This window comes from Streptomyces sp. NPDC006643, from assembly GCF_042870175.1.
In the GTDB taxonomy this organism is placed as follows: domain Bacteria; phylum Actinomycetota; class Actinomycetes; order Streptomycetales; family Streptomycetaceae; genus Streptomyces.
Window position 1 is genome coordinate 302,904 of record NZ_JBIAHA010000001.1, and the last position, 23,038, is coordinate 325,941.

The 23,038-nt window shown below is 70.6% G+C and carries 18 protein-coding genes; 7 read left to right on the forward strand and 11 right to left on the reverse strand.

The features are described 5' to 3' along the window. Window positions 1–87: 87 nt before the first annotated feature. The 5 genes from ACFYNU_RS01205 to iolC all read right to left on the reverse strand — a co-directional run bounded on the left by ACFYNU_RS01205 (window position 88) and on the right by iolC (window position 6,615). Entirely contained in the window at window positions 88–1,587 is a 1,500-nt protein-coding gene (locus ACFYNU_RS01205) for a CoA-acylating methylmalonate-semialdehyde dehydrogenase (RefSeq protein ID WP_356589765.1), read from the reverse strand. 117 nt (window positions 1,588–1,704) lie between these two features. Beyond that, window positions 1,705–3,591, reverse strand: a complete 1,887-nt coding sequence (gene iolD, locus ACFYNU_RS01210; RefSeq protein WP_356589763.1) for a 3D-(3,5/4)-trihydroxycyclohexane-1,2-dione acylhydrolase (decyclizing) — start codon at window positions 3,589–3,591, stop codon at window positions 1,705–1,707. Continuing rightward, entirely contained in the window at window positions 3,588–4,559 is a 972-nt protein-coding gene (gene iolB, locus ACFYNU_RS01215; protein WP_356589761.1) for a 5-deoxy-glucuronate isomerase, read from the reverse strand. The genes iolD and iolB overlap by 4 nt, the downstream gene beginning before the upstream one ends. An 80-nt stretch (window positions 4,560–4,639) precedes the next feature. Beyond that, window positions 4,640–5,521, reverse strand: a complete 882-nt coding sequence (locus ACFYNU_RS01220) for a deoxyribose-phosphate aldolase (RefSeq protein ID WP_356589759.1) — start codon at window positions 5,519–5,521, stop codon at window positions 4,640–4,642. After that, a complete protein-coding gene (iolC, locus tag ACFYNU_RS01225) occupies window positions 5,518–6,615 on the reverse strand; it encodes a 5-dehydro-2-deoxygluconokinase (RefSeq protein ID WP_356589757.1) in 1,098 nt (365 codons plus the stop codon). The genes ACFYNU_RS01220 and iolC overlap by 4 nt, the downstream gene beginning before the upstream one ends. Window positions 6,616–6,741: 126 nt before the next feature. Here iolC and ACFYNU_RS01230 point away from each other — a divergent pair, with 126 nt between their 5' ends. Both ACFYNU_RS01230 and ACFYNU_RS01235 read left to right on the forward strand, forming a co-directional pair. Then, window positions 6,742–7,653 carry a sugar phosphate isomerase/epimerase gene (locus ACFYNU_RS01230; RefSeq protein ID WP_356589755.1) on the forward strand — a complete coding sequence of 304 codons (912 nt, stop codon included), beginning with the start codon at window positions 6,742–6,744 and terminating at the stop codon, window positions 7,651–7,653. A 254-nt stretch (window positions 7,654–7,907) separates the two neighbouring features. Beyond that, on the forward strand, window positions 7,908–8,105 hold the full coding sequence (locus tag ACFYNU_RS01235; protein WP_023541603.1) for an AlpA family transcriptional regulator: 198 nt from the start codon (window positions 7,908–7,910) through the stop codon (window positions 8,103–8,105). Between the two features lie 107 nt (window positions 8,106–8,212). Here the strand turns inward: ACFYNU_RS01235 and ACFYNU_RS01240 are convergent, their stop codons facing one another. Further along, window positions 8,213–10,486 (reverse strand): MMPL family transporter, encoded by a 2,274-nt coding sequence (locus tag ACFYNU_RS01240; RefSeq protein ID WP_356589753.1) that lies wholly within the window; start codon window positions 10,484–10,486, stop codon window positions 8,213–8,215. A gap of 153 nt (window positions 10,487–10,639) precedes the next feature. Between ACFYNU_RS01240 and ACFYNU_RS01245 the strand changes: the two genes are divergently transcribed. Continuing rightward, entirely contained in the window at window positions 10,640–11,404 is a 765-nt protein-coding gene (locus tag ACFYNU_RS01245) for a TetR/AcrR family transcriptional regulator (RefSeq protein ID WP_356589751.1), read from the forward strand. Window positions 11,405–11,551: 147 nt separating this feature from the next. Further along, window positions 11,552–11,869, forward strand: coding sequence for a heavy-metal-associated domain-containing protein (locus tag ACFYNU_RS01250; RefSeq protein ID WP_356589749.1), 318 nt, complete (start codon window positions 11,552–11,554; stop codon window positions 11,867–11,869). 552 nt (window positions 11,870–12,421) lie between these two features. Here the strand turns inward: ACFYNU_RS01250 and ACFYNU_RS01255 are convergent. From ACFYNU_RS01255 to ACFYNU_RS01275, 5 genes are all read right to left on the reverse strand, one after another. Continuing rightward, window positions 12,422–13,711 carry a citrate synthase gene (locus ACFYNU_RS01255; protein WP_023541599.1) on the reverse strand — a complete coding sequence of 430 codons (1,290 nt, stop codon included), beginning with the start codon at window positions 13,709–13,711 and terminating at the stop codon, window positions 12,422–12,424. A gap of 273 nt (window positions 13,712–13,984) precedes the next feature. After that, complete coding sequence (locus ACFYNU_RS01260; protein WP_356589747.1) at window positions 13,985–16,207, reverse strand: ATP-dependent RecD-like DNA helicase; 2,223 nt, start codon at window positions 16,205–16,207, stop codon at window positions 13,985–13,987. Window positions 16,208–16,532: 325 nt separating this feature from the next. Then, the gene (locus ACFYNU_RS01265; RefSeq protein WP_356590023.1) at window positions 16,533–17,324 is read right to left on the reverse strand and encodes a sugar phosphate isomerase/epimerase family protein; all 792 of its coding nucleotides are present in this window, start codon (window positions 17,322–17,324) and stop codon (window positions 16,533–16,535) included. A gap of 125 nt (window positions 17,325–17,449) precedes the next feature. Continuing rightward, a complete protein-coding gene (locus tag ACFYNU_RS01270; protein WP_356590021.1) occupies window positions 17,450–18,613 on the reverse strand; it encodes a dihydrodipicolinate synthase family protein in 1,164 nt (387 codons plus the stop codon). Window positions 18,614–18,675: 62 nt separating this feature from the next. Continuing rightward, on the reverse strand, window positions 18,676–19,827 hold the full coding sequence (locus ACFYNU_RS01275; RefSeq protein ID WP_356589745.1) for a Gfo/Idh/MocA family oxidoreductase: 1,152 nt from the start codon (window positions 19,825–19,827) through the stop codon (window positions 18,676–18,678). Window positions 19,828–19,951: 124 nt separating this feature from the next. Between ACFYNU_RS01275 and ACFYNU_RS01280 the strand changes: the two genes are divergently transcribed. The 3 genes from ACFYNU_RS01280 (at window position 19,952) to ACFYNU_RS01290 (ending at window position 23,017) form a co-directional block, all read left to right on the forward strand. After that, window positions 19,952–21,013, forward strand: a complete 1,062-nt coding sequence (locus ACFYNU_RS01280) for a LacI family DNA-binding transcriptional regulator (protein WP_356589743.1) — start codon at window positions 19,952–19,954, stop codon at window positions 21,011–21,013. A gap of 218 nt (window positions 21,014–21,231) precedes the next feature. Continuing rightward, window positions 21,232–22,203: a helix-turn-helix domain-containing GNAT family N-acetyltransferase gene (locus tag ACFYNU_RS01285; protein ID WP_356589741.1), complete on the forward strand. Its 972-nt coding sequence runs from the start codon at window positions 21,232–21,234 to the stop codon at window positions 22,201–22,203. Between the two features lie 13 nt (window positions 22,204–22,216). Then, window positions 22,217–23,017, forward strand: a complete 801-nt coding sequence (locus ACFYNU_RS01290) for a sugar phosphate isomerase/epimerase family protein (protein WP_356589739.1) — start codon at window positions 22,217–22,219, stop codon at window positions 23,015–23,017. The last annotated feature ends 21 nt before the right edge of the window (window positions 23,018–23,038 follow it).

Sequence of the window (23,038 nt, forward strand, 5' to 3'; positions counted from 1 at the left end):
TTCACACACGTCACCCGGGAGGTGCGACGGCCCGCGCGGAATAGGGGTACCGTGCGGGCCGTCGCGGTCAGGGGTGGGCCGCCGCGGTCAGTGGTTGCGGGGGAAGCCCAGGTCCACACCGGCCGGGGCGTCCGCCGGGTCCGGCCAGCGGGTCGTGACGACCTTGCCGCGCGTGTAGAAGTGCACGCCGTCGTTGCCGTAGATGTGGTGGTCGCCGAAGAGCGAGTCCTTCCAGCCACCGAAGGAGTGGTAGCCCACCGGCACCGGGATCGGCACGTTCACACCGACCATGCCCGCCTCGATCTCCAGCTGGAAGCGGCGGGCCGCGCCGCCGTCGCGGGTGAAGATCGCCGTGCCGTTGCCGAAGGGGGAGGCGTTCATGAGGGCGACGCCCTCGTCGTACGTCTCGGTGCGCAGCACGCACAGCACCGGGCCGAAGATCTCGTCGCGGTAGGCGTCGGAGTCGGTCGGGACATGGTCGAGGAGGGACAGACCGATCCAGTGGCCGTCCTCGTAGCCGTCGACGCGCAGGCCGGTGCCGTCCAGGACGACCTCGGCGCCCTGGGCGGCGGCTCCCGTCACGTAGGACGCGACCTTGTCGCGGTGGGCCGCGGTGATCAGCGGGCCCATCTCGGACGCCGGGTCGGTGCCGGGGCCGATCTTGATCTTCTCGGCGCGCTCGCGGATCTTGTTGACGAGTTCGTCGCCGATCGCGCCGACCGCCACGACCGCCGAGATCGCCATGCAGCGCTCACCGGCGGAGCCGTACGCCGCCGAGACGGCCGCGTCGGCCGCCGCGTCCAGGTCGGCGTCCGGCAGGACCAGCATGTGGTTCTTGGCGCCGCCGAGCGCCTGTACGCGCTTGCCGTTGGCGGACGCGGTGGCGTGGATGTAGCGGGCGATCGGCGTGGAGCCGACGAAGGAGACCGCAGCGACGTCCGGGTGGGCCAGGAGGGAGTCGACGGCCACCTTGTCGCCGTGGACGACGTTGAGGACACCGTCCGGCAGCCCCGCCTCGGCGGCGAGTTCGGCCAGCAGATTCGCCGGCGAGGGGTCCTTCTCGCTCGGCTTCAGTACGAAGGTGTTGCCGCAGGCGATGGCCAGCGGGAACATCCACATCGGCACCATCGCGGGGAAGTTGAACGGCGTGATGCCGGCGACGACGCCCACCGGCTGCCTGATCGACGAGACGTCGACCCGCTGGGACACCTGCGTCGACAGCTCGCCCTTCAGCTGGGTGGTGATCCCGCAGGCCAGCTCGACGATCTCCAGCCCGCGCGCGACCTCGCCGAGGGCGTCGGAGTGGACCTTGCCGTGCTCGGCGGTGATCAGCGCGGCGATCTCGTCCCGGTGCGCGTCGAGCAGCGCGCGGTAACGGAACAGGATGCCGGTGCGGGTGGAGAGCGAGGACGTGCCCCAGGTGCCGTACGCCGTCTTCGCCGCCGTCACGGCCGCGTCCACCTCCTCCGGCGAGGCGAGCGCGACCTGTGTGGTGACCGCGCCGGTCGCCGGGTCGGTGACCGGGCCCCGGTTGCCCGACGCGCCCTCGACGGTCTTGCCACCGATCCAGTGGTTGACGGTCTTCATTACCTGCTCCTTCGGGTCCATCGGGTCCAGCGGCGCGGTCGATGCGTGCGGTGCGTGCGCGGTCCGTGCGGTGTGCGCGCGGTCCGTGCGTGCGGTCCGTGGCGGTGCGTGCGTGCGTCAGAGGTGGCGCCGGCGGGCCGCCGCCTTCCGGTCGTACTCCTCGCGTGCCGTGACCGCGGACGGGCGGGTCGCCGTCTCGGCCACGGGAACATCCCACCACGCCTGGGCGGGAGGCGCGCCCGACACAGTGTCTGCCGTTTCGGTCTCCGCGTAGACACATGTGGGGACGTCGGACTCGCGCGCGACGGCGAGGGCTTCACGCAGGTCACGGATGGTTTTGGCGCGGATGACACGCATCCCGAGCGAGGCGGCGTTGGCGGCGAGGTCGACGGGCAGCGGGTCGCCCGTGTAGGTCGGCGAGCCGATCGTGTCGGCCTCCCGGTAGCGGTACGCCGTACCGAACCGCTCCGCGCCGACGGACTCGGAGAGGCCGCCGATCGACGCGTAGCCGTGGTTCTGGAGGATCACCAGCTTCAGCGGGAGGCGTTCCTGGACGGCGGTGACGATCTCGGTGGGGTTCATCAGATAGGTTCCGTCGCCGACCAGCGCCCAGACGGGCCGCCCCGGATCGGCCAGCAGGACGCCGATGGCGGCCGGGATCTCGTAGCCCATGCACGAGTAGCCGTACTCGACGTGGTACTGGTCGCGGGCGCGGGACCGCCACAGCTTGTGGAGGTCGCCGGGGAGCGAGCCGGCCGCGTTGATGACGATGTCCTCGTCGGTGACGAGCGCGTCGAGAAGGCCGAGGACCTGCGGCTGGGTGGGCCGCAGAAGGTCTTCGGAGGTGTCGAACGCGGCGTCGACCCGCTCCTCCCAGCGCTCCTTGTCCTGTGTGTACTCGGCGGCGTAGGCGGCGTCGACACGGTGGCCCGTGAGAGCCGTGGCGAGTTCTTCCAGGGCCGTGCGGGCGTCGGCGACCAGGGGCGCGGCGGCGAGCTTGTGGGCGTCGAAACCGGTGATGTTGATGTTGAGGAAGCGGACGGACGGGTGCGAGAAGAGCGTCGCCGACGCCGTGGAGAAGTCGGACCAGCGGGTGCCGACACCGATCACCAGGTCGGCGGTGCGGGCGAGTTCGTCGGCGGTGGCGGTACCGGTGTGGCCGATGCCGCCGACGTCCGCCGGGTGGTCGTGGCGCAGCGAGCCCTTCCCGGCCTGGGTGGAGGCGACGGGGATGCCGGTCGCCGTCGCCAGGGCGGCCAGCGCGTCCTCGGCCGCGCTGTGGTGGACTCCGCCGCCGGCGACGAGCAGCGGACGGCGGGCCGCGCGGACGGCCGCGGCGGCGTCGGCGAGTTCGTACGGATCGGGGCCCTGCCTGCGCACCCGCCAGACGCGCTCGGCGAAGAACTCCTCCGGCCAGTCGTACGCCTCCGCCTGGACGTCCTGGGGCAGCGCGAGGGTCACCGCGCCCGTCTCGGCGGGGTCGGCGAGGACCCGCATGGCGGCGAGCGCGGCCGGGACGAGTGCCTCGGGGCGTGAGACGCGGTCGAAGTACTTCGACACGGGGCGCAGCGCGTCGTTGACGGAGACGTCGCCCGCGTGGGGCACTTCGAGCTGCTGGAGGACGGGGTCGGCGGGGTGCGTGGCGAAGATGTCGCCGGGGAGCAGCAGCACGGGCAGCCGGTTGATGGTGGCGAGGGCGGCGCCCGTGACGAGGTTGGTGGCGCCGGGGCCGATGGAAGTGGTCACGGCGTGGGTGGAGAGGCGGTTGCTCTGGCGGGCGAAGCCGACGGCGGCGTGGACCATGGCCTGTTCGCTGCGGCCCTGGAAGTACGGCATCTCGGGGCCCGCCTGGACGAGTGCCTGGCCGATGCCCGCCACGTTCCCATGGCCGAAGATGCCCCAGGTGGCGTCGATGAGCCGGTGGCGGTTGCCGTCGCGTTCGGTGAACTGGCGGGACAGGAAGGCGATCAGTGCCTGGGCCACGGTGAGGCGGCGCGTACTCATCGGTGGGTCTCCTTGTCCGTGTCGCGGGCCGTGTCGGACCCGGTGTCGGGACGGGTGTCCGCCCGGGGGGCCTCGTACATCGGCAGCCGGGGATCGACGGCCTGGCCGGGCCAGGTGTCGCGGATCCAGCCGTGGTCGGGGTGGTCGCGGATCAGCCACTGTCTGGTCTCGCCCGGCCCGGCCATCACGTTCAGGTAGTACATGGTGCGGCCGGGGGCGGCGATGGACGGTCCGTGCCAGCCGTCGGGGATGAGGACGGTGTCGCCGGTGCGGACCTCGGCGATGACGTCCGTACCGCCGGGCCTGGAGGGCGAGACACGGTGGTAGCCGAGGCCGTCGTCCTCGATCTCGAAGTAGTAGATCTCCTCCAGCTCGGACTCGACGCCGGGGTGGTGCTCGTCGTGCTTGTGCGGCGGGTACGACGACCAGTTGCCGCCGGGCGTGAGGACTTCGACGGCGATCAGCCGGTCGCAGTCGAACGTGTCGGCGGCGGCGAAGTTGTTGACCTGGCGGGAGCAGTTGCCACTGCCCCGCAGTTCGACCGGAACCTCCGGTGCGGAGCCGTAGCGAGCGGGGAGTCGTCGCTCGCACTTCGCTCCTGCCAGGGCGAAGCGGCCTCCCGCACCGGAGGCGATCTGGGCGTGGGCGTCACGCGGAACGTACGCGAAGTCCGTGACGGAGCTGAACACGCTTTCTCTGCCCAGCAGTTCAAAGATCTCGCCTTGCGTGTGCACCGTACAACCGCCGCTCAGCGGAAGCACGATCCACTCACTGTCCCCGCTGTCCAGCGTGTGTGTACCGCCGGGCGGCAGGTCGAGGACGCGCAGGGCGCTGTGCAGCCAGCCGGCCCGCCTCGGTGCGATGTCGAGCGTGTACGGTCCGCTCGCCGCGGCGCCCGCGCGCACGTGCCGTTCCAGGAATTCACCGTCGGAGCCCGTGTCGGTGCCGGTGCCGGTGTCCGTCGTCATGGTCGTTCCGTATCCTTCCGCGCCTGTGCCTACTCTCCCCGTGCCCCCTACAAATGCCGCCACCAGAGCGGCCACGCGCCCTACAACAGACCCACGGCGGTGTCGACGGCCGTCGCGACGTCCCCGTCCACCGGGTAGAGGAGCGAACGCCCCACGACCAGTCCCCGCACTGTGGGCAGCCGCAGCGCCTTGCGCCACTTCTCGTACGTGCCCTCCTGGTCGTCGCCGATCTCGCCGCCGAGCAGGACGGCGGGCAGGGTGGAGGTCTCCATCACCCGGGCCATGTCGTCCGGATTGGCGGTGACGGGCAGCTTCAGCCAGGTGTACGCCGAGGTGCCGCCGAGGCCGGAGGCGATGGCGATGGAGCGGGTCACGGCCTCGGCCGACAGGTCGTTGCCGAGCCGTCCGTCCGTACGGCGGCAGATGAACGGCTCGACGAACACGGGCAGCCGTCGCTCCGCCATGGCGTCGACGGCGCGCGCGGCCGACAGGAGGGTGCCGGCCGAGCGGTCGTCCTCGTAGTCGACGCGGAGCAGCAACTTGCCCGCGTCGAAGCCGAGTCGGGCGATGTCCTCGGCGCGGTGGCCGGTGAAACGGTCGTCCAGTTCGAAGGCGGCGCCGGCGAGGCCGCCGCGGTTCATGGAGCCGACGACGACACGGTCCTCCAGGGCGCCGAGGAGCAGCAGGTCGTCGAGTATGTCGGCGGTCGCGAGGACGCCGTCCACACCGGGGCGGGACAGCGCGAGGCAGAGCCGCTCCAGCAGGTCGACGCGGTTGGCCATGGCCAGGCGGCGGTTGCCGACGGCGAGGGCACCCCGGGCCGGGTGGTCGGCCGCGACGATCATCAGCCGTCCGCCGGGGCGCAGCAGGGGGCGGCGGGTGCGGCGGGCGGCGGCCTCGGCGATCGCCTCGGGGTGGTGCGTACGGATCCGTACGAGTTCGGCGACGTCGACACGGGTCACAGGGCGGCCTCCGGTGGCAGCGTTCCCGGTGTGGGGACGGGGCCGCCGCCGAGGACCTGGACGACTTCCCGGGCGTACGGCATGGCGGAGGAGCAGGCGAGCCGGGCGGCGACGATGGCGCCGGCGGCGTTGGCGTACCGCATGACGCGCTCCAGGTCCCAGCCGGCCAGCAGTCCGTGGCAGAGGGCGCCGCCGAAGGCGTCCCCGGCGCCGAGGCCGTTGACGACCTCGACGGGGACGGGCGGCACCTCGGCGACGGTGCCGTCGCGGTGCATGGCGAGGACGCCCTTGGGGCCCTGTTTGACGACGGCCAGTTCGGGTCCGGCGGCCAGGAGCGCGCGGGCGGCGGCGTACGGTTCGCGCTGCCCGACGGCGACTTCGCACTCGTCCAGATTGCCCACGGCGACGGTGGCGTGGCGCAGCGCCCGCGCGTACAGGGGCCGGGCCGCCGCCATGAGGGCCGCCGGTCCGTCGGGGTCGCCGCCGTTCTCCGGGGCGTCGCGGGCCTCGGCCGGCGCCGTCCAGAACATCGGGCGCCAGTCGAGGTCGAAGACGGTGATGGCGGTCCCGGGCCGGCGCCCGGAGGGCCGCTGCTCGGGGCCGGGTGCCCGCGCCTCGCCGCGTGTGCGCAGGGCCGTCAGCGTGGCCTCCCTGCTGGGCTCCTCGCACAGTCCGGTGCCCGTCATCCAGAAGATCCGTGCGGACCTGATGGCGTCGAGGTCCAACTCGTCGGGGCGGATCTGCAGATCGGGTGCCGTGGGCTGCCGGTAGAAGTAGAGCGGGAAGTCGTCCGGGGGGAAGATCTCGCAGAACGTCACCGGTGTGGGCCACCGGTCGACCGGTGTCACCCACCGGTCGTCCACCTCGAACTCCCGCAGGGCGTGGTGGAGATAGTCCCCGAACGCGTCCCGTCCGGTGCGGGTGATGACGGCGGTACGGCGGCCGAGCCGGGCGGCGGCCACGGCGACATTCGTCGCGGAGCCGCCGAGGAACTTCCCGAAGGTGTCGACCTGCGCCAACGGGACTCCGGTACGCAGCGGATAGAGGTCCACGCCGATCCGCCCCATGGTGATCACGTCGTACGGCTCAGGCATACGCGTCCCCTCGTTTCGACGGCCAGTGCCAGGTCTAGTGCTCTGTCCCGACCTCTGTCAACGTTTTGTCCTTACATTCGGACGAACGCTTGACACTCTTCTCGGACGGCCGCGAGGCTGACCGGTATGACCTCCTCCGTACCCCCGCTGAACCGCATCAGGGTCGGGTCGGCACCCGATTCCTGGGGCGTCTGGTTTCCCGACGACCCCCAGCAGGTTCCCTGGCGGCGTTTCCTCGACGAAGTGGCCCTGGCCGGATACGAGTGGATCGAACTCGGCCCGTACGGCTACCTCCCGACCGATCCGGCCCGGCTGGCCGACGAGACGGCCGCGCGCGGTCTGAAGGTCTCGGCCGGCACCGTGTTCACCGGGCTGCACCACGGGCCCGCCGTGTGGGACAGGACCTGGGCGCATGTCGCCGACATCGCGGCGCTCACCAGGGAGATGGGCGCGGACCATCTGGTCGTCATCCCGTCGTTCTGGCGTGACGACAAGACGGGCCAGGTGCTGGAGGAGCGGACCCTCACCGCGGCGCAGTGGAAGGACCTGACGACTCAGACCGAACGGCTCGGCCGTGAGGTGCTCGACCGCTTCGGGCTGAACATCGTGGTCCACCCGCACGCCGACACCCATGTCGACACCGAGGAGAACGTCGGCCGGTTCCTCGACGCCACCGATCCCGACCTGGTGTCACTGTGTCTGGACACGGGGCACTACGCCTACTGCGGCGGCGACAGCGTCAAGCTGATCGAGACCTACGGCGAGCGGATCGGCTATCTGCATCTCAAGCAGGTCGATCCGGAGATCCTCGCGGATGTCGTCGCGGACGGGGTGCCGTTCGGTCCGGCCGTCGCGCGGGGCGTGATGTGCGAGCCGCCGGGCGGAGTGCCCGCGCTGGGACCGGTGCTGACGGCGGCCCAGAAGCTGGACGTCGATCTCTTCGCCATCGTCGAGCAGGACATGTATCCCTGCCCGCCCGACAAGCCCTATCCGATCGCCGAACGGACGCGCCGTTTCCTCCGCTCGTGCGGGGCGTAACCCGGGCCCCCTGTCGAACAGTTGGGCCATCGCCACACTCCTCTCCAATGCGTTGCTTCTGTCACAGAGATCCGCTTAACGTCACGCATATCTCCATTACGCGGGTTTTACGTCACAGTGGCGCGACAGCCGCTCCCTCTCCGTCACTGTGAGTCGTTCAACGGGCACAGGCTCAGTGATCACCAGCGTCTCAGTCGCAGCCCTCCAGACGGCCCCCCGGCCGCCGCTGCGGCGGACGCAGGGAGGTGCCACTCATGACGGACAGAAGTCTCTGGTCCTACAAGGAGATTGCCGCGCACATCCGGGTACAGCCGGACACCGTCCGTTCCTATCGCAAGCACGGTCTGCTTCCGCCGCCGGACCACGTGGAGAACGGCAAGCCCTACTGGTACGCGGACACCGTCCGCGCCTGGGTGGCCAAGCGCCCGGGCAACAGAGGCCGCAGAGAGTGAGCCGCGGGAGCTGATCCCCGCGCCGGGTCCGCACCCCGGCGGGCTCACGGGGCCCCGTGTATCCACCGGCGGTGGATACACGGGGCCCTCGCGGTCCAAGGTCCGGCTCAGACCCCGACCTTGTCCCGCTCGTCCGCCCCGGACACGGCGCCGCCGGGCCCGCCGGCGCCGTCCGCGGCGCCCGTCGCAGCCGCGGGACGCGCCTCGCCCTCGCTCACCCCGAACCGGTCGTGGAAGCGGCGCAGCGGTCCCGGCGCCCACCAGGTCGCCCGGCCCGTCAGCTTCATCACCGCCGGGACGAGCAGACTGCGTACGACCATCGCGTCCATGACCACCGCGAGCGCGATACCGAGCCCGAGCATCATGGTGTTGGTCACCCGCGAGGTGCCGATGGCGACCATGACCACCGCGAGGATCACCGCCGCCGCCGTGATCAGGCCCCCGGTGCGCTGAAGCCCGAATATGACGGACCGCTCGTGGTCCCCGCTCCGGTCGTACTCCTCCTTGATCCGCGATATCAGGAAGACCCCGTAGTCCATGGAGAGTCCGAAGGCGACACAGAACATCAGCACCGGAAGCGTCGTCTCGATGTCCCCCGTGGGGGTGAATCCGAGCAGCCCGGAGAGATGGCCGTCCTGGAAGACCCAGACGACCGCTCCGAACATCGCCGTGAGACTGAGCGCGTTGAGCGCCACCGCCTGCACCGGGATGAGGACGCTGCCGGTGAGCAGGAAGACCAGCAGCAGCGTCACCACGACGATGATGCCCGCGGCCAGCGGCAGCCGGTCCGCGATGGCGTCCTTCGAATCGACCAGTACGGCGGCGGTGCCGGTGACCGAGGTGTCGAACGCGGCCGGTTCGGCGCGGAGTTCACGGACGAGCCGCTGCGTGTCCTGGTCCACCGCCTCGCCGCGCGGCAGCACGGTGAAGTACGCGTGGTCGCCGGAGACGACCGGACCGTCGACCCGCAGCACATCCGGCAGTGCGGCCACCCGGTCGCGGTAGTCGGCGTACTCGGCGGCGGTCGCCCCACCCTCGCCGAGCACTTCGAGCCCACCCCCGGGGCTGCCCGGGAAACCGCTCCTGATGTCCTCCTGGACCACTCGGGACTCCGCGCTCGACGGCAGCTGCCGGTCGTCGGCCGTGCCGAACTTGACGCCCAGGAACGGCAGTCCGAGCAGCACCAGGCCCGCGGCCGTCGCGACGGCGAAGAGCGGCGCCCTGCGCATCACCAGCGCCGCCGTACGCCCCCAGCCGCCGCTCGCCGCGTCCGCCGTCCGGTCCGCCGTCCCGTCGCCGGGCGCCGGCTTCTTCCGTCCCCTGCTGAACAGCCGCCGCAGATCGAGGGAGTTGACCCGGTGGCCGAGCAGCATCAGCGCGGCCGGCAGCAGGATCAGCGCGGCGGCTGCGGCGAGCAGCACCACCGCTATCCCGGCGTATGCGAACGAGCGCAGGAAGTACTGCGGGAAGACCATCATCGCGGCGAGCGACACCGCCACCGTCAGCGCGGAGAACAGCACCGTCCGCCCGGCGGTACGGAGCGTGGTGCCCACCGCGTCCCGCACCTCGACGCCCTCGGCCAGCTCCTCCCGGAATCTGCGCACGATGAACAGGGCGTAGTCCACGGCCAGTCCGAGCCCGAGGGCCGTGGTGAGATTCTGCGCGAAGACCGAGACGTCCGTGATCTCGGTGATCCCCCGCAGCACGGCGTTGGTCCCGAGGATGGCGACGATGCCGATCCCCAGCGGCAGCAGGGCGGCGATCGCGCTGCCGAAGACCATCACGAGCAGGACGAGTGTGACCGGCAGGGCGATCAGCTCGGCCCGCAGCAGGTCCTCCTGGATGATGGCCTGCATCTCGTGCCGTACGGCGACGGGCCCGCCGACCGAGACGTCCAGGGACCCCTGGGTGCCGCGGAATTCGGGCGCTATCCGCTCCAGGGTCTCGCCGGCCTCCTTCTCCGTGCCCACGATCCTGGCGGCGATCAGTGCCTCGCCGCCGTCCTCGGCGCGCAGCGCGGGCGCCCGCGTCTGCCAGTACGACCCGACGCCCACGACACCTTCCTCGGCGGCCAGCCGCTCGGTGAGCCGCCGGGCCTCGGCGGCGACGGCCGGGTCGTCCACCTTTCTGTCGCCCGCGTCGACGAGCAGCAGGAGATTCGGCTGGGAGGCCGGGAACTCACGCTCCAGCGCCTTCGTGGCGTAGGTCGACGAGGCGGCGGGGTCCTCCCAGCCGCCGCTGCCCATCCGGTCGCCGACTCCGCTCCCCGCGAAGACCGCCAGCGCCGTGATCACCAGGGCGACCAGCAGCGAAAGCCGTGGGCGCGCCGTGACGAACCGGGTCCAGCCGCCCGTTCGCGACCCCCTGTTGACTTCGGACATAGTGCGGTGTCCCCTTCACCGTGACCCAGAGCATGGGTCGACGACTGCCATGGAATGACAAACACGAGCGATCGCTCGCATAAATCAAGAATGCGAGCGATGGCTCGCATTTGTCAATCGCAGTCAACCGATCGAGGGATCCTGGGAGTTCACGTGCCGGAAGCGAGGAGAGGCGGAGCCGTGGGACAAGGCATCCAGGGCGGTGCGGCCGAGGGCGGTACGGCCAAGAGCGGCGCGGCCAAGAGCGGGGCCTCCGCCGACGACACGGGCAGGCCACGCCGCCGTCAGGCCCGCGGCGAGCGGCGTATCGCCCAGCTCCTCGAAGCCGCGGGCCGCGTCTTCTGCACGACCGGCTACACGGCGGCGAGCACCAACTCCATCGCCCGGGAGGCCGGCGTCTCACCCGGCACGCTCTACCAGTTCTTCCCGAACAAGGAAGCCATCGCCGTCGAGCTGGGCGACGTACTCCTCAATCGCTGGCGCACGACGTACGGCCAGGCGTTCACACCCGCCCACATGGAGCTGCCGCTCCCCGAGATGCTGGACGCCGTCCTCGATCCGCTGATCACGTTCAACTTCGAGAATCCGGCGTTCGCCGTCCTGATGCACGGCTCCGAGATCCCGGGCCAGGTGACGGAGAAGCACGACGTCCTGCACGACACGATGCTCACCCGGGTCGAGGAGATCCTGGGCAGCTACCTCCCCGACACCCCGCGGGCCGAGCGCACCAGGACGGCGGAGTTCGTCTTCGTCCTGTTCAAGGGCGGACTGGACCTGATCCTGTCGCACGAGGGCGAGGAGCGGGAGGCCTACATCGGGGAGCTGAAGAACGCGATGTTCCGCTACCTGGAACCCCTCGTCGGCGACGCGCTCCCCCTCTGCCGGCCGCAGCAGGAGGCGGCACCGACCGACTCCTGACCGAGCACGAGACCCGCACGCCGCGGCCCGGACTCGCATTCATACCCCCTAGGGGTATAGTCTGCCGTAGGTCAGGGCGTCGCGGCGTTTCCGTCGCCCCCTGGCATCCCTTCCTTGTTCCGCACGCCCGCCCCGGAGGAGAACGCCATGACCGCAGAGACGAAGACCGAGACGGAGACCGCACAGGCCGCAGGCTCCTGCTGCTCGCCGACCGGCTCCTGCCACGACGGCGCCGCCGGGACCGCGACGGGCGCCGTCACGACGGTGTACGCGGTCACCGGCATGACCTGTGGCCACTGCGAAGGCGCGGTCTCGGGCGAGATCTCCGCGATCAAGGGCGTCACGTCGGTGACGGCCGAGGCCGCCACCGGCCGGGTGACCGTGCTCTCCGAGGCCCCGCTCGACGAGAGCGACGTGCGCGCGGCGGTCGACGAGGCGGGTTACGAGCTGGCCGGCCAGGCCTGAGCGACCTCGCCTCGGGGCCGTACGCGACCGGGTTTCACCTCGGCGACGTGCGGCCCCTCCGTCGTTCCGGCCACCCCGCGCCACAACGCCCCCGCTCAGCGGCGTGATCGGCGGACTTGGCGACGGCTGTTTCATCTGTTTTCGTAGTAACCAACAATTTGCGGTCCGCCTCCTTCACATGAGGCACAGGACCTTCACAAAGAGATCTAGATCACATAGATTTAGGGGTAACCATCCGGGCAGCTCGCGAGTCTAAGAGGCGATGCCGAGAACGTCTTGGGGGACGTTCATGAGATGTCTTGGGGGATGTCTCAGGCAAGCGTTGGCCGGGGGACGTGCAACTGGGGAGCTTTGAGCGGCCCCCCTGGTTCGTACGGACCCCGGCAGACCGCGTGAAACTGGCTTCTGCCGGCAACCGCAGACGCCCGGCCCGGATCCCGTGGGGGGAATCCGCACCGGGGATATGGGAAGCGCCCCGCTATACCGACCCGTGGGGGGATCGGGAAGCGGGGCGCTTTCTGTTGCGCTCGGGCGACGCCCGTCCGTCGAGGCTCAGCGGCTCTCGACAGGGACGAAGTCACGCAGGACCTCGCCGGTGTAGATCTGGCGGGGGCGGCCGATACGGGAGCCGGGCTCCTTGATCATCTCGTGCCACTGGGCGATCCAGCCGGGCAGCCGGCCGATCGCGAAGAGCACGGTGAACATCTCGGTCGGGAAGCCCATGGCCCGGTAGATCAGACCCGTGTAGAAGTCCACGTTCGGGTAGAGGTTGCGCGAGACGAAGTAGTCGTCGGAGAGCGCGTGCTCCTCCAGCTTCAGCGCGATGTCGAGCAGCTCGTCGGACTTGCCGAGCGCCGAGAGGACATCGTGCGCCGCCGCCTTGATGATCTTCGCCCGGGGGTCGAAGCTCTTGTAGACGCGGTGGCCGAAGCCCATCAGACGGACGCCGTCCTCCTTGTTCTTCACCTTGCGGATGAAGGAGTCGACATCGCCGCCGTTGGCCTGGATGCCCTCGAGCATCTCCAGCACCGACTGGTTGGCGCCACCGTGCAGCGGGCCCCACAGGGCGCTGATGCCGGCGGAGATCGAGGCGAACATGTTCGCCTGCGACGAGCCGACCAGCCGCACGGTGGAGGTCGAACAGTTCTGCTCGTGGTCCGCGTGCAGGATCAGCAGCTTGTCGAGGGCGGAGACCACCACCGGGTCCAGCTCGTACTCCTGGGCGGGGACCGAGAAGGTCATGCGCAGGAAGTTCTCCACGTACCCGAGGTCGTTGCGCGGGTAGACGAAGGGGTGACCGATCGACTTCTTGTACGCGTACGCGGCGATCGTCGGCAGCTTGGCCAGCAGCCGGATCGTCGAGAGGTGGCGCTGCTGCTCGTCGAACGGGTTGTGGCTGTCCTGGTAGAACGTCGACAGCGCGCTGACCACGGAGGACAGCATGGCCATCGGGTGCGCGTCACGCGGGAAGCCGTCGAAGAACCGCTTCACGTCCTCGTGCAGCAGCGTGTGCTGGGTGATCTCGTTCTTGAAGGACGCCAGCTCGTCGACCTTGGGAAGTTCACCGTTGATGAGCAGGTAGCCCACTTCGAGGAACGTCGAGCTTTCGGCGAGCTGCTCGATGGGGTAGCCGCGGTACCGGAGGATGCCCTGCTCGCCGTCGAGATAGGTGACGGCGGATTTATAGGCGGCGGTATTGCCGTAGCCGCTGTCCAGGGTCACCAGGCCGGTCTGGGCCCGCAGCTTCCCGATGTCGAAGCCCTTGTCGCCGACGGTGCTGTCGATCACCGGGTAGGTGTACTCGCCATCGCCGTACCGCAGTACTACAGAGTTGTCGCTCACGTCATCCCTCACCGACGTAGTGCCTCTTCTTCGAGGTGCCCTGACTGACTCCACCATCCCCCATTTGGCTCAGGAGAGTGCACTCGGGGTCGACCATTAGGCCTATTCGCGGCACTGAGTGCCGCCAACTTCCACATCCTGCCCCCTTCGCCCCGGTTCCGAAAGTCCGGGGTGGGCATTCCCTCTCCCGGACACTCCCCTGGAGGGGCCCCACCAGGTCCGACCGCAGGTCCGACCCCAAGTCCGGACCGGGCGCGGGGCCGGGGCCGGGACCTAGAAGCCGCCGGCCTGGAGGCTGCCCGACAGCCGGTGGTCGAGGGCGGTGAAGCGGCGGCCGGCGGAGACCGTACGGACAGCCTGGCCTATCGCCTTCCGGGAGCCGACCAGGACGACGAGTTTCTTCGCCCGGGTGACCGCCGTGTAGAGCAGATTCCGCTGGAGCATCATCCAGGCGCCGGTGGTGACCGGGATGACCACGGCCGGGTACTCGCTGCCCTGTGAGCGGTGGATCGTCACCGCGTAGGCGTGCGCCAGCTCGTCCAGCTCGTCGAAGTCGTACGGCACCTCCTCGTCCTCGTCGGTGCGTACCGTCAGGCGCTGGTCGTCCAGGTTCAGCGAGGTCACGACCCCCACCGTGCCGTTGAAGACCCCGTTCTGCCCCTTGTCGTAGTTGTTGCGGATCTGGGTGACCTTGTCGCCGACGCGGAAGACCCGGCCGCCGAGCCGCTTCTCGGGCAGCTCGGGCCGGGCGGGGGTGATGGCCTGCTGGAGCAGCCCGTTGAGGGTGCCCGCGCCGGCCGGGCCGCGGTGCATCGGGGCCAGCACCTGGATGTCGCGCCGGGGGTCGAGGCCGAAGGTGGCCGGGATACGGCGGGCCGCGACGTCGACCGTGAGCTTCCCGGCCTCCTCCGTCTCGTCCTCCACGAAGAGGAAGAAGTCGCGCAGGCCCTGGGTGATGGGCTGGACCCCGGAGTTGATGCGGTGGGCGTTGGTCACCACGCCCGACTGCTGGGCCTGCCGGAAGATCCGCGTCAGCCGCACCTGCGGCACGGGCCCGCCGTCGGCGAGCAGATCCCGCAGCACCTCCCCCGCCCCCACCGAGGGCAGCTGGTCGACGTCACCGACGAGCAGCAGATGTGCACCGGGTGCCACCGCCTTCACAAGCTTGTTGGCGAGGAGCAGGTCCAGCATGGACGCCTCGTCGACGACGACCAGATCGGCGTCGAGGGGCCGGTCCCTGTCGTACGCGGCGTCCCCGCCCGGCTTCAGCTCCAGCAGCCGGTGGACGGTCGACGCCTCGGCGCCGGTCAGCTCGGCGAGGCGTTTGGCGGCGCGGCCGGTGGGCGCCGCGAGCACCACCTTCGCCTTCTTGGCCTTGGCCAGCTCCACGATCGAGCGGACCGTGAAGGACTTTCCGCAGCCCGGTCCGCCGGTCAGGACGGCGACCTTACGGGTGAGGGCGAGCCGCACGGCTGCCTCCTGCTCGGGGGCCAGGTCGGCTCCTGTGCGGCCCGCGAGCCACGGCAGGGCCTTCTCCCAGACCACGTCCTGGAAGGCGGGCATCCGGTCCTCCCCGGCGCGCAGGAGCCGCAGCAGCTGGGCGGAGAGCGACAGCTCGGCGCGGTGGAAGGGCACCAGATAGACGGCGGTGACCGGCTCTCCCCCGTCGGGGCCCGGCACCTTCTCCCGGACCACGCCCTCGTCCTCGGCGGCCAGCTCGGCGAGGCAGTCGATGACCAGTCCGGTGTCGACCTGGAGAAGCTTCACCGCGTCGGAGATGAGCTGTTCCTCGGGCAGGAAGCAGTGACCCTGGTCGGTGGACTGGGAGAGCGCGTACTGAAGCCCGGCCTTGGCGCGGTCCGGGCTGTCGTGCGGGATGCCGACGGCCTGCGCGATGCGGTCGGCGGTGAGGAAGCCGATGCCCCAGACGTCGGCCGCCAGCCGGTAGGGCTCGTTCTTCACGACGGAGATCGAGGCGTCGTCGTACTTCTTGTAGATGCGGACGGCGATCGAGGTGGACACACCGACACCCTGGAGGAAGATCATGACCTCCTTGATGGCCTTCTGCTCCTCCCAGGCGGCGCCGATCATCTTCGTCCGCTTGGGGCCGAGGCCGGGCACCTCGACGAGCCGCTTGGGCTCCTTCTCGATGATCTCCAGGGTGTCGACGCCGAAATGGTCGACGATGCGCTCGGCGATGCGCGGGCCGATGCCCTTGATCAGACCGGAGCCGAGATAGCGGCGGATGCCCTGGATGGTCGCGGGCAGGACCGTCGTGTAGTTCTCCACCGTGAACTGCTTGCCGTACTGGGGGTGCGAGGCCCAACGGCCCTCCATGCGCAGGGACTCCCCCGGCTGCGCGCCGAGGAGCGAGCCGACCACGGTGAGCAGATCGGCGCCCCGGCCGGTGTCGACGCGGGCGACCGTGTAGCCGTTCTCCTCGTTGCTGTACGTGATCCGCTCAAGAACGCCTTCGAGCACGGCCAGATTGGACATGATCCGACGCTACCGCCCGGGTACGACACCCGGCCCGCCCTGTGGACAACTCCGGGTCGCACAGGGCTTCGAGGGGATACCCGGAAAGCTCTAGGGGCCCGGTCCACCGGACCGGGCCCCACGCACTCCCCCCTCCAACGTCAAGCTTCCCGATCCCCCCGGATCCCTCCCCGGAAGCTTTGACGCCATGTACGACAGACATCACCGCGAAAGGGTTGCACGATTGCGGGCAGTTATTTTTCCGCCACCAGTAAATGGTGACAGAGGATGACAGAACTCCCCATTTCCCTATGAGGGAGACTTCGTCGCGACAGACGTGCCCCGCTCAGAGGGCATGCCTCACATACCGCTCCGCGACATCGGCCAGCAGCTCCGCGCCGTCCCTCACCCACAGGGTGTCGTTGAAGAGTTCGACCTCGATCGGGCCGTCGTACCCGGCCGCGTCGACCCGTTCACGCCAGGCCCGCAGATCGATCGCGCCGTCACCGATCAGGCCGCGGCCGTTCAGCACCCCGGCGGGCAACGGGGTCGTCCAGTCGGCCAGTTGGAAGGAGTGGATCCGGTCCGCCGCCCTGGTGATCGCCGCCGGGGCCCGGTCGTCCCACCACACGTGGTACGTGTCCACGACGACCCCGACCTGTTCGGCGGGGAAGCGCTCCGCGAGTTCCAGCGCCTGGTCGAGCGTGGAGACGACACAGCGGTCGGAGGCGAACATCGGGTGCAGCGGCTCGATCGCCAGCCGTACCCCGCGCTCCCCCGCGTACGGAGCCAGGACCGCGAGCGCCTCCGCGATCCGTTCACGTGCCCCGTACAGATCGCGGCTGCCGGCCGGCAGCCCGCCCGACACCAGGACCAGGGTGTCGGTACCCAGGGTCACGGCCTCGTCGATCGCCGCGCGGTTGTCGTCCAGGGCGTCGGCCCGTGCCGCGGGCTCGCTCGCCGTGAGGAAGCCGCCCCGGCACAGGGTGGTGACGGCGAGCCCGGCGTCGCGCACGAGCTTGGCGGCGGCCTCCGTTCCGTACGCCCGCACCGGCTCCCGCCACAGCCCCACGCCCGGTACGCCGAGTCGCACGCACGCCTCGGTCAGCTCGGGGAGGGTGAGCTGTTTGACCGTCATCTGATTGATGCTGAAGCGGCCGAGGTCGCCGGGCAATCGGGTCACGCGCGTGTCTCTCGCGCGCGTGCCCGTCCCGTCGGACGGCTGAGTCGCTCCGGTCACGTCGATCGCCTCGTTCCCGTCCGTCACTGGTCCACCCCGTACACGCCGAGCAGCGACCTCATCCGGGCCTCGGCCACCGCCGGGTCCGGGAACAGACCGAGTCCGTCGGCCAGTTCGTACGCCCGCGCCAGATGCGGAAGCGAACGGGCCGACTGGAGGCCGCCGACCATGGCGAAATGGTCCTGGTGTCCGGCCAGCCAGGCCAGGAACACGACGCCTGTCTTGTAGAAGCGGGTCGGTGCCTGGAAGAGATGGCGGGAGAGTTCGACCGTGGGGTCGAGCAGTTCCCGGAAGCCCTTTCCGTCGCCGGTGTCCAGGACGCGTACCGCTTCGGCGGCCACCGGCCCGAGCGGGTCGAAGATGCCGAGCAGCGCGTGGCTGAAGCCGCGTTCGTCGCCCGCGATCAGCTCGGGGTAGTTGAAGTCGTCACCCGTGTAGCAGCGCACGCCCTGCGGGAGCCGTCGGCGCAGCTCCACCTCGCGACGCGCGTCCAGGAGCGAGACCTTGATCCCGTCGATCTTGTCGGGGTGTTCGGAGATGACCTGGAGGAACGTCTCGGTGGCCGCGTCGAGGTCGGTGCTGCCCCAGTAACCGTCCAGGGCCGGGTCGAACATCGGGCCCAGCCAGTGCAGCACCACGGGCTCGTCCGCCTGCCGCAGCAGATGGGCGTAGACGGCGAGATAGTCCTCGGGGCCCTTCGCCGCCGCCGCGAGCGCGCGGGAGGCCATCAGGATGGCCTGGGAGCCGGTCTCCTCGACCAGCGCGAGCTGTTCCTCGTACGCCGCCCGCACCGCCTCCAAAGAATGCTGTCCCGGCGCGAGTTGGTCGGTGCCCAGCCCGCACGCGATCCGGCCGCCGGTGGACCGTGCCTCCGCCGCCGAACGGCGGATCAGCTCGGCCGCGCCCGCCCAGTCCAGGCCCATGCCGCGCTGCGCGGTGTCCATGGCCTCCGCGACCCCGAGGCCGTGCGACCACAGATGGCGGCGGAAGGCGAGCGTGGTGTCCCAGTCGACGACGACCGGTGCGCCGGGGCTGCTGTCGGCGTACGGGTCGGCGACGACGTGCGCGGCTGCGAGGACCGTGCGGGAGACGAGAGGGGCGGCGTCGGCGCCCTTGGTGATGAAGGCGGCCGGTTCACGGCGTGGTTGGTAGATGCGCAGCCGGCCGTCCGCGTCCGGGAGCCGCAGTCCTTGCCCCGGCTTCTTTACCGCAGGTGCGCCGGGCGCCGCGGGGGGTGTGGTCCGGGTGGTCACAGTGAGAGCTCCGGTACGTCGAAGCGGCGTCCCTGCGCCGAGGACTTGAGGCCGAGTTCCGCGAGCTGTACGCCGCGCGCGCCGGCGAGCAGGTCCCAGCGGTACGGCTCGCCGAGCGTGATGTGGCGCAGGAACAGCTCCCACTGGGCCTTGAAGCCGTTGTCGAACTCGGTGTTGTCCGGGATCTCCTGCCACTGGTCGCGGAAGGACTCCGTGGCGGCCAGGTCCGGGTTCCAGACGGGCTTGGGGGTGGCGCTGCGGTGCTGGACACGGCAGCGGCGCAGTCCGGCGACCGCGGAGCCGTGTGTGCCGTCGACCTGGAACTCGACGAGCTCGTCCCGGTTGACCCGTACCGCCCAGGAGGAGTTGATCTGCGCGACGATGCCGCCCGCCAGCTCGAAGATGCCGTAGGCGGCGTCGTCGGCGGTCGCCTCGTACGGCTTGCCCTGCTCGTCCCAGCGGCGCGGGATGTGGGTGGTGATGTGCGCCGAGACGGAGTTGACCTTGCCGAACAGCTCGTGCAGGACGTACTCCCAGTGCGGGAACATGTCCACGGCGATGCCGCCGCCGTCCTCGGCCCGGTAGTTCCAGGACGGGCGCTGCGACTCCTGCCAGTCGCCTTCGAAGACCCAGTAGCCGAACTCTCCTCGTACGGAGAGGATCTCGCCGAAGAAGCCGCCGTCGATGAGGCGCTTCAGCTTCAGCAGCCCAGGAAGGAAGATCTTGTCCTGGACGACGCCGTGCTTGACGCCGGCGCTCTGGGCGAGGCGGGCCAGGTCGAGCGCGCCTTCGAGGTCGGTCGCGGTCGGCTTCTCCGTGTAGATGTGCTTCCCGGCGGCAACGGCTTTCTTGATGGCCTCCACGCGCGCGGAGGTGACCTGTGCGTCGAAGTAGATGTCCACGCTGTCGTCGGCGAGGACGGTGTCGAGGTCGGTGGACCACTCGGTGAGTCCGTGCCGTTCGGCGACCTCTCTGAGGGCGTGCTCGCGGCGGCCGACGAGAACGGGTTCGGGCCACAGCACCTCTCCGTCGCCGAGGTCCAGTCCGCCCTGTTCGCGGATCGCGAGGATGGAACGCACCAGGTGCTGTCGGTACCCCATCCGCCCCGTGACGCCGTTCATGGCGATCCGCACTGTCCTGCGTGTCACGAAGTTCCCTCCATACGGCCGTAGCAAGCGCTTTCTATAGGGTATGAAGCTAGCCTGCCGAAAGCGACCGGACAAGGGTCCGGCGCCGATCCACTCCCACACCCATCTTTCGGAGGAACCGCCGATGACAGTCACCCTGGCCGATGTGGCGGCGCGCGCCCGGGTGTCACCGGCCACCGTCTCCCGCGTGCTGAACGGCAACTACCCGGTGGCCGCGTCCACCAGGGAGCGGGTGCTGCGGGCCGTCGACGAGCTGGACTACGTGCTCAACGGACCGGCCAGCTCGCTCGCCGCCGCCACCTCCGACCTGGTCGGAATCCTGGTCAACGACATCGCCGACCCGTTCTTCGGGATCATGGCGGGGGCCGCGCAGACCGAGATCGGCGGCCAGGAGGGGACGGGCCGGGCGGGTGGCGAGAAGCTCGCCGTCGTCTGCAACACGGGCGGCTCCCCCGAGCGGGAACTGACCTATCTCACCCTTCTCCAGCGCCAGCGCGCAGCCGCCGTGATCCTCACCGGCGGCGCCCTCGAAGACCCCACCCATATCGCGGCGATGTCGGCCAAGCTGACCAAGCTCGCCGACGCGGGGACGCATGTGGTGCTGTGCGGGCGGCCCCCGCTGCCGGGCAGCAGCGCGGTCGTGGCGTCGCTGGCCTTCGACAACCGGGGTGGCGGGCGCCGGCTCACCGAGCATCTGCTGGCACTGGGGCACCGCAGGATCGGCTACGTCGCGGGGCCGGCGGAGCGCACCACGACCCGGCACCGGCTGGAGGGCCACCGGGTGGCGCTGACCGCCGCAGGGGTGACGGACGACCAGGGCCCGCTGACGGTCCACGGCCCGTACGACCGGCGCTCGGGCTACGAGGCGACGCTCGAACTGCTGCGGCGAGCGCCGGATCTGACGGCGGTGGTGGCCGCGAACGACACGGTGGCGCTGGGCGCGTGCGCGGCGGTACGCGACCAGGGCCTGCGCATTCCGCAGGACATCTCGGTGGCGGGCTTCGACGATCTGCCGTTCTCGGTCGACGCGGTGCCGGCGCTGACGACGGTGCGGCTGCCCCTGTACGAGGCGGGGGCGCGGGCCGGGCGGCTGGCCATGGGGTCGGAGGCTCCGCCGCCCGGCGGGATCACGACGATCGCGGCGGAATTGATGGCGCGGGCCTCGACGGCGCCGCCGCGGGGCTGAAGGGGAATCCCGGGCGCGCGGATGAGGGCTCGCGCACGTACGCGCGCGGGCGCGTCCGTGCGCGAGCGGGGACCTGGGGCCGGGGGCCAGGCCAGGGCGGGGCCGGGCGGGGCGAGGCCCGTTCACCCGATCGAGCGTCTTGCCGATCTTGGCGACCCAGGCTTACCTTTGACTCAGTCAAGCAAAAGGTCCGAGCGAAGGCGAAGGGTCGGGGGGCCATGACCATTCAGGAGATCCGCGCGTTCAACCGCTTCTACACCAACCTCATCGGCGCGCTGAATTACAGCAAGCACCTCTACACGCCGTACACGCTGACCGAGTCCCGGCTGCTGTACGAGCTGGCGCACACGCCGGGCACGGACGCCGCCGAGCTCCGCGCCGAACTGTCGCTGGACGCGGGCTATCTGAGCAGAATGCTCACCAAGTTCGAACGGGAAGGACTGGTGGAGCGCGCCCCGTCGGAGCGCGACGCCCGGCGGCAGCGGGTCACGCTGACACCGCAGGGGCACGGGACCGCCGCGCTGCTCGACGAGCGGTCGCGCGAGGCCGTCGGCTCCCTGCTGGACCGGGTGGATCCGGACGAACGCCCGCGCCTGGTGGAGGCGTTGCGGACGGCCAGGGAGATACTGAGCGTCGGCGAGACGCCCCCCGACACCCCTCGGGCCTCCGCCCGTCGCGACGGGCCCGTGCTGCGTGGACCGGTCCCCGGCGATCTGGGCTGGATGGTGCAGCGGCACGGCGCGGTGTACGCGGCGGAGTACGGGTGGGACGCCACGTTCGAGGGCCTGGTCGCCAGGATCGTCGCCGACTTCGCCGCGGACCACGACGAGCGGCTGGAGCGGGTGTGGGTGGCCGAGCTCGACGGACGGCCGGTGGGCTCGGTGATGTGTGTACGGGACGAGGCGCCCGACACCGCGCGCCTGCGGCTCCTGCTTGTCGAGCCGGAGGCGCGGGGGCACGGCCTGGGTGAGCGAATGGTCGACGCGGTGGTGGATTTCGCGCGCGATGCGGGGTATCGGGAGGTGGTGCTGTGGACCAACGACGTCCTGGCCGCCGCGCGGAAGCTGTACGTACGGGCGGGGTTCACCCTCGTCGCCGAGAAACCGCACCGTTCCTACGGAGCGGACCTGGTCGGCCAGGACTGGCGGCTCCCGCTGGTCGACCGGCCCGTCGCGGGTGCTGCCTCATGAAAGGAAACACGGAATGAAATTCGCCTTCTCGACCCTCGGTGTCCCTGGCCTTCCCATCCCCGAGGTCGTCGCCCTCGCCCAGAGGACCGGCTACCAGGGCGTGGAGTTGCGCGCCCATCCGGAGGAGCCCGTGCACCCCGGCATCGACGAGCGGGAACGGGCCGCGGTGGTGGACGAGTTCAAGCGTGGCGGGATCGAGATCCTGACGGTCGCCGGCTACGCACGGGTGGCCGCCGAAGGCGGTGACGAGGACCAGTTGAGCCAGGAGCTCGACGAACTCATCCGGCTGGCGCGCGACCTGGGTGCCCCGTACATACGTGTCTTCCCCGGCGGCGGCGAGCAGGACCCCGAGGCCGCCGACGCCACGGCCGCCCGGCGGCTGGCAGCGGCGGCGCCGCTCGCCGCCGAGTCGGGGGTGCGGATCCTGCTGGAGACCCATGACTCCCATCGCACGGGCGCCGACGCGATGCGCGTCCTCGGTCTTGTCGGCCATCCGCAGGTAGGCGCGCTCTGGGACGTGATGCACACCTGGCTCGGTGGCGAGCGCCCCGTCACCAGCCATGCCTCGCTGTCGCCGCACCTCGGCTATGTGCAGGTCAAGGACATCGCGTCGGCGGAGGACACCACGCCGTTGGCGCTGGGCGCGGGAGTGCTGCCGCTGGGCGAGTGCGTGGGTCTGTTCGCCGGCGACGGGCACGAGGGGTGGCTCTGCTGGGAGTACGAGAAGCGCTGGTATCCGGACGCGGCGGACCTCCCCGATCTGCTCGTCCCCGGGCGTGAGCATCTGGAGGCGCTGCTGACGCGGGGGCAGTGACGGAAGGCGGGGAGGCCCGGG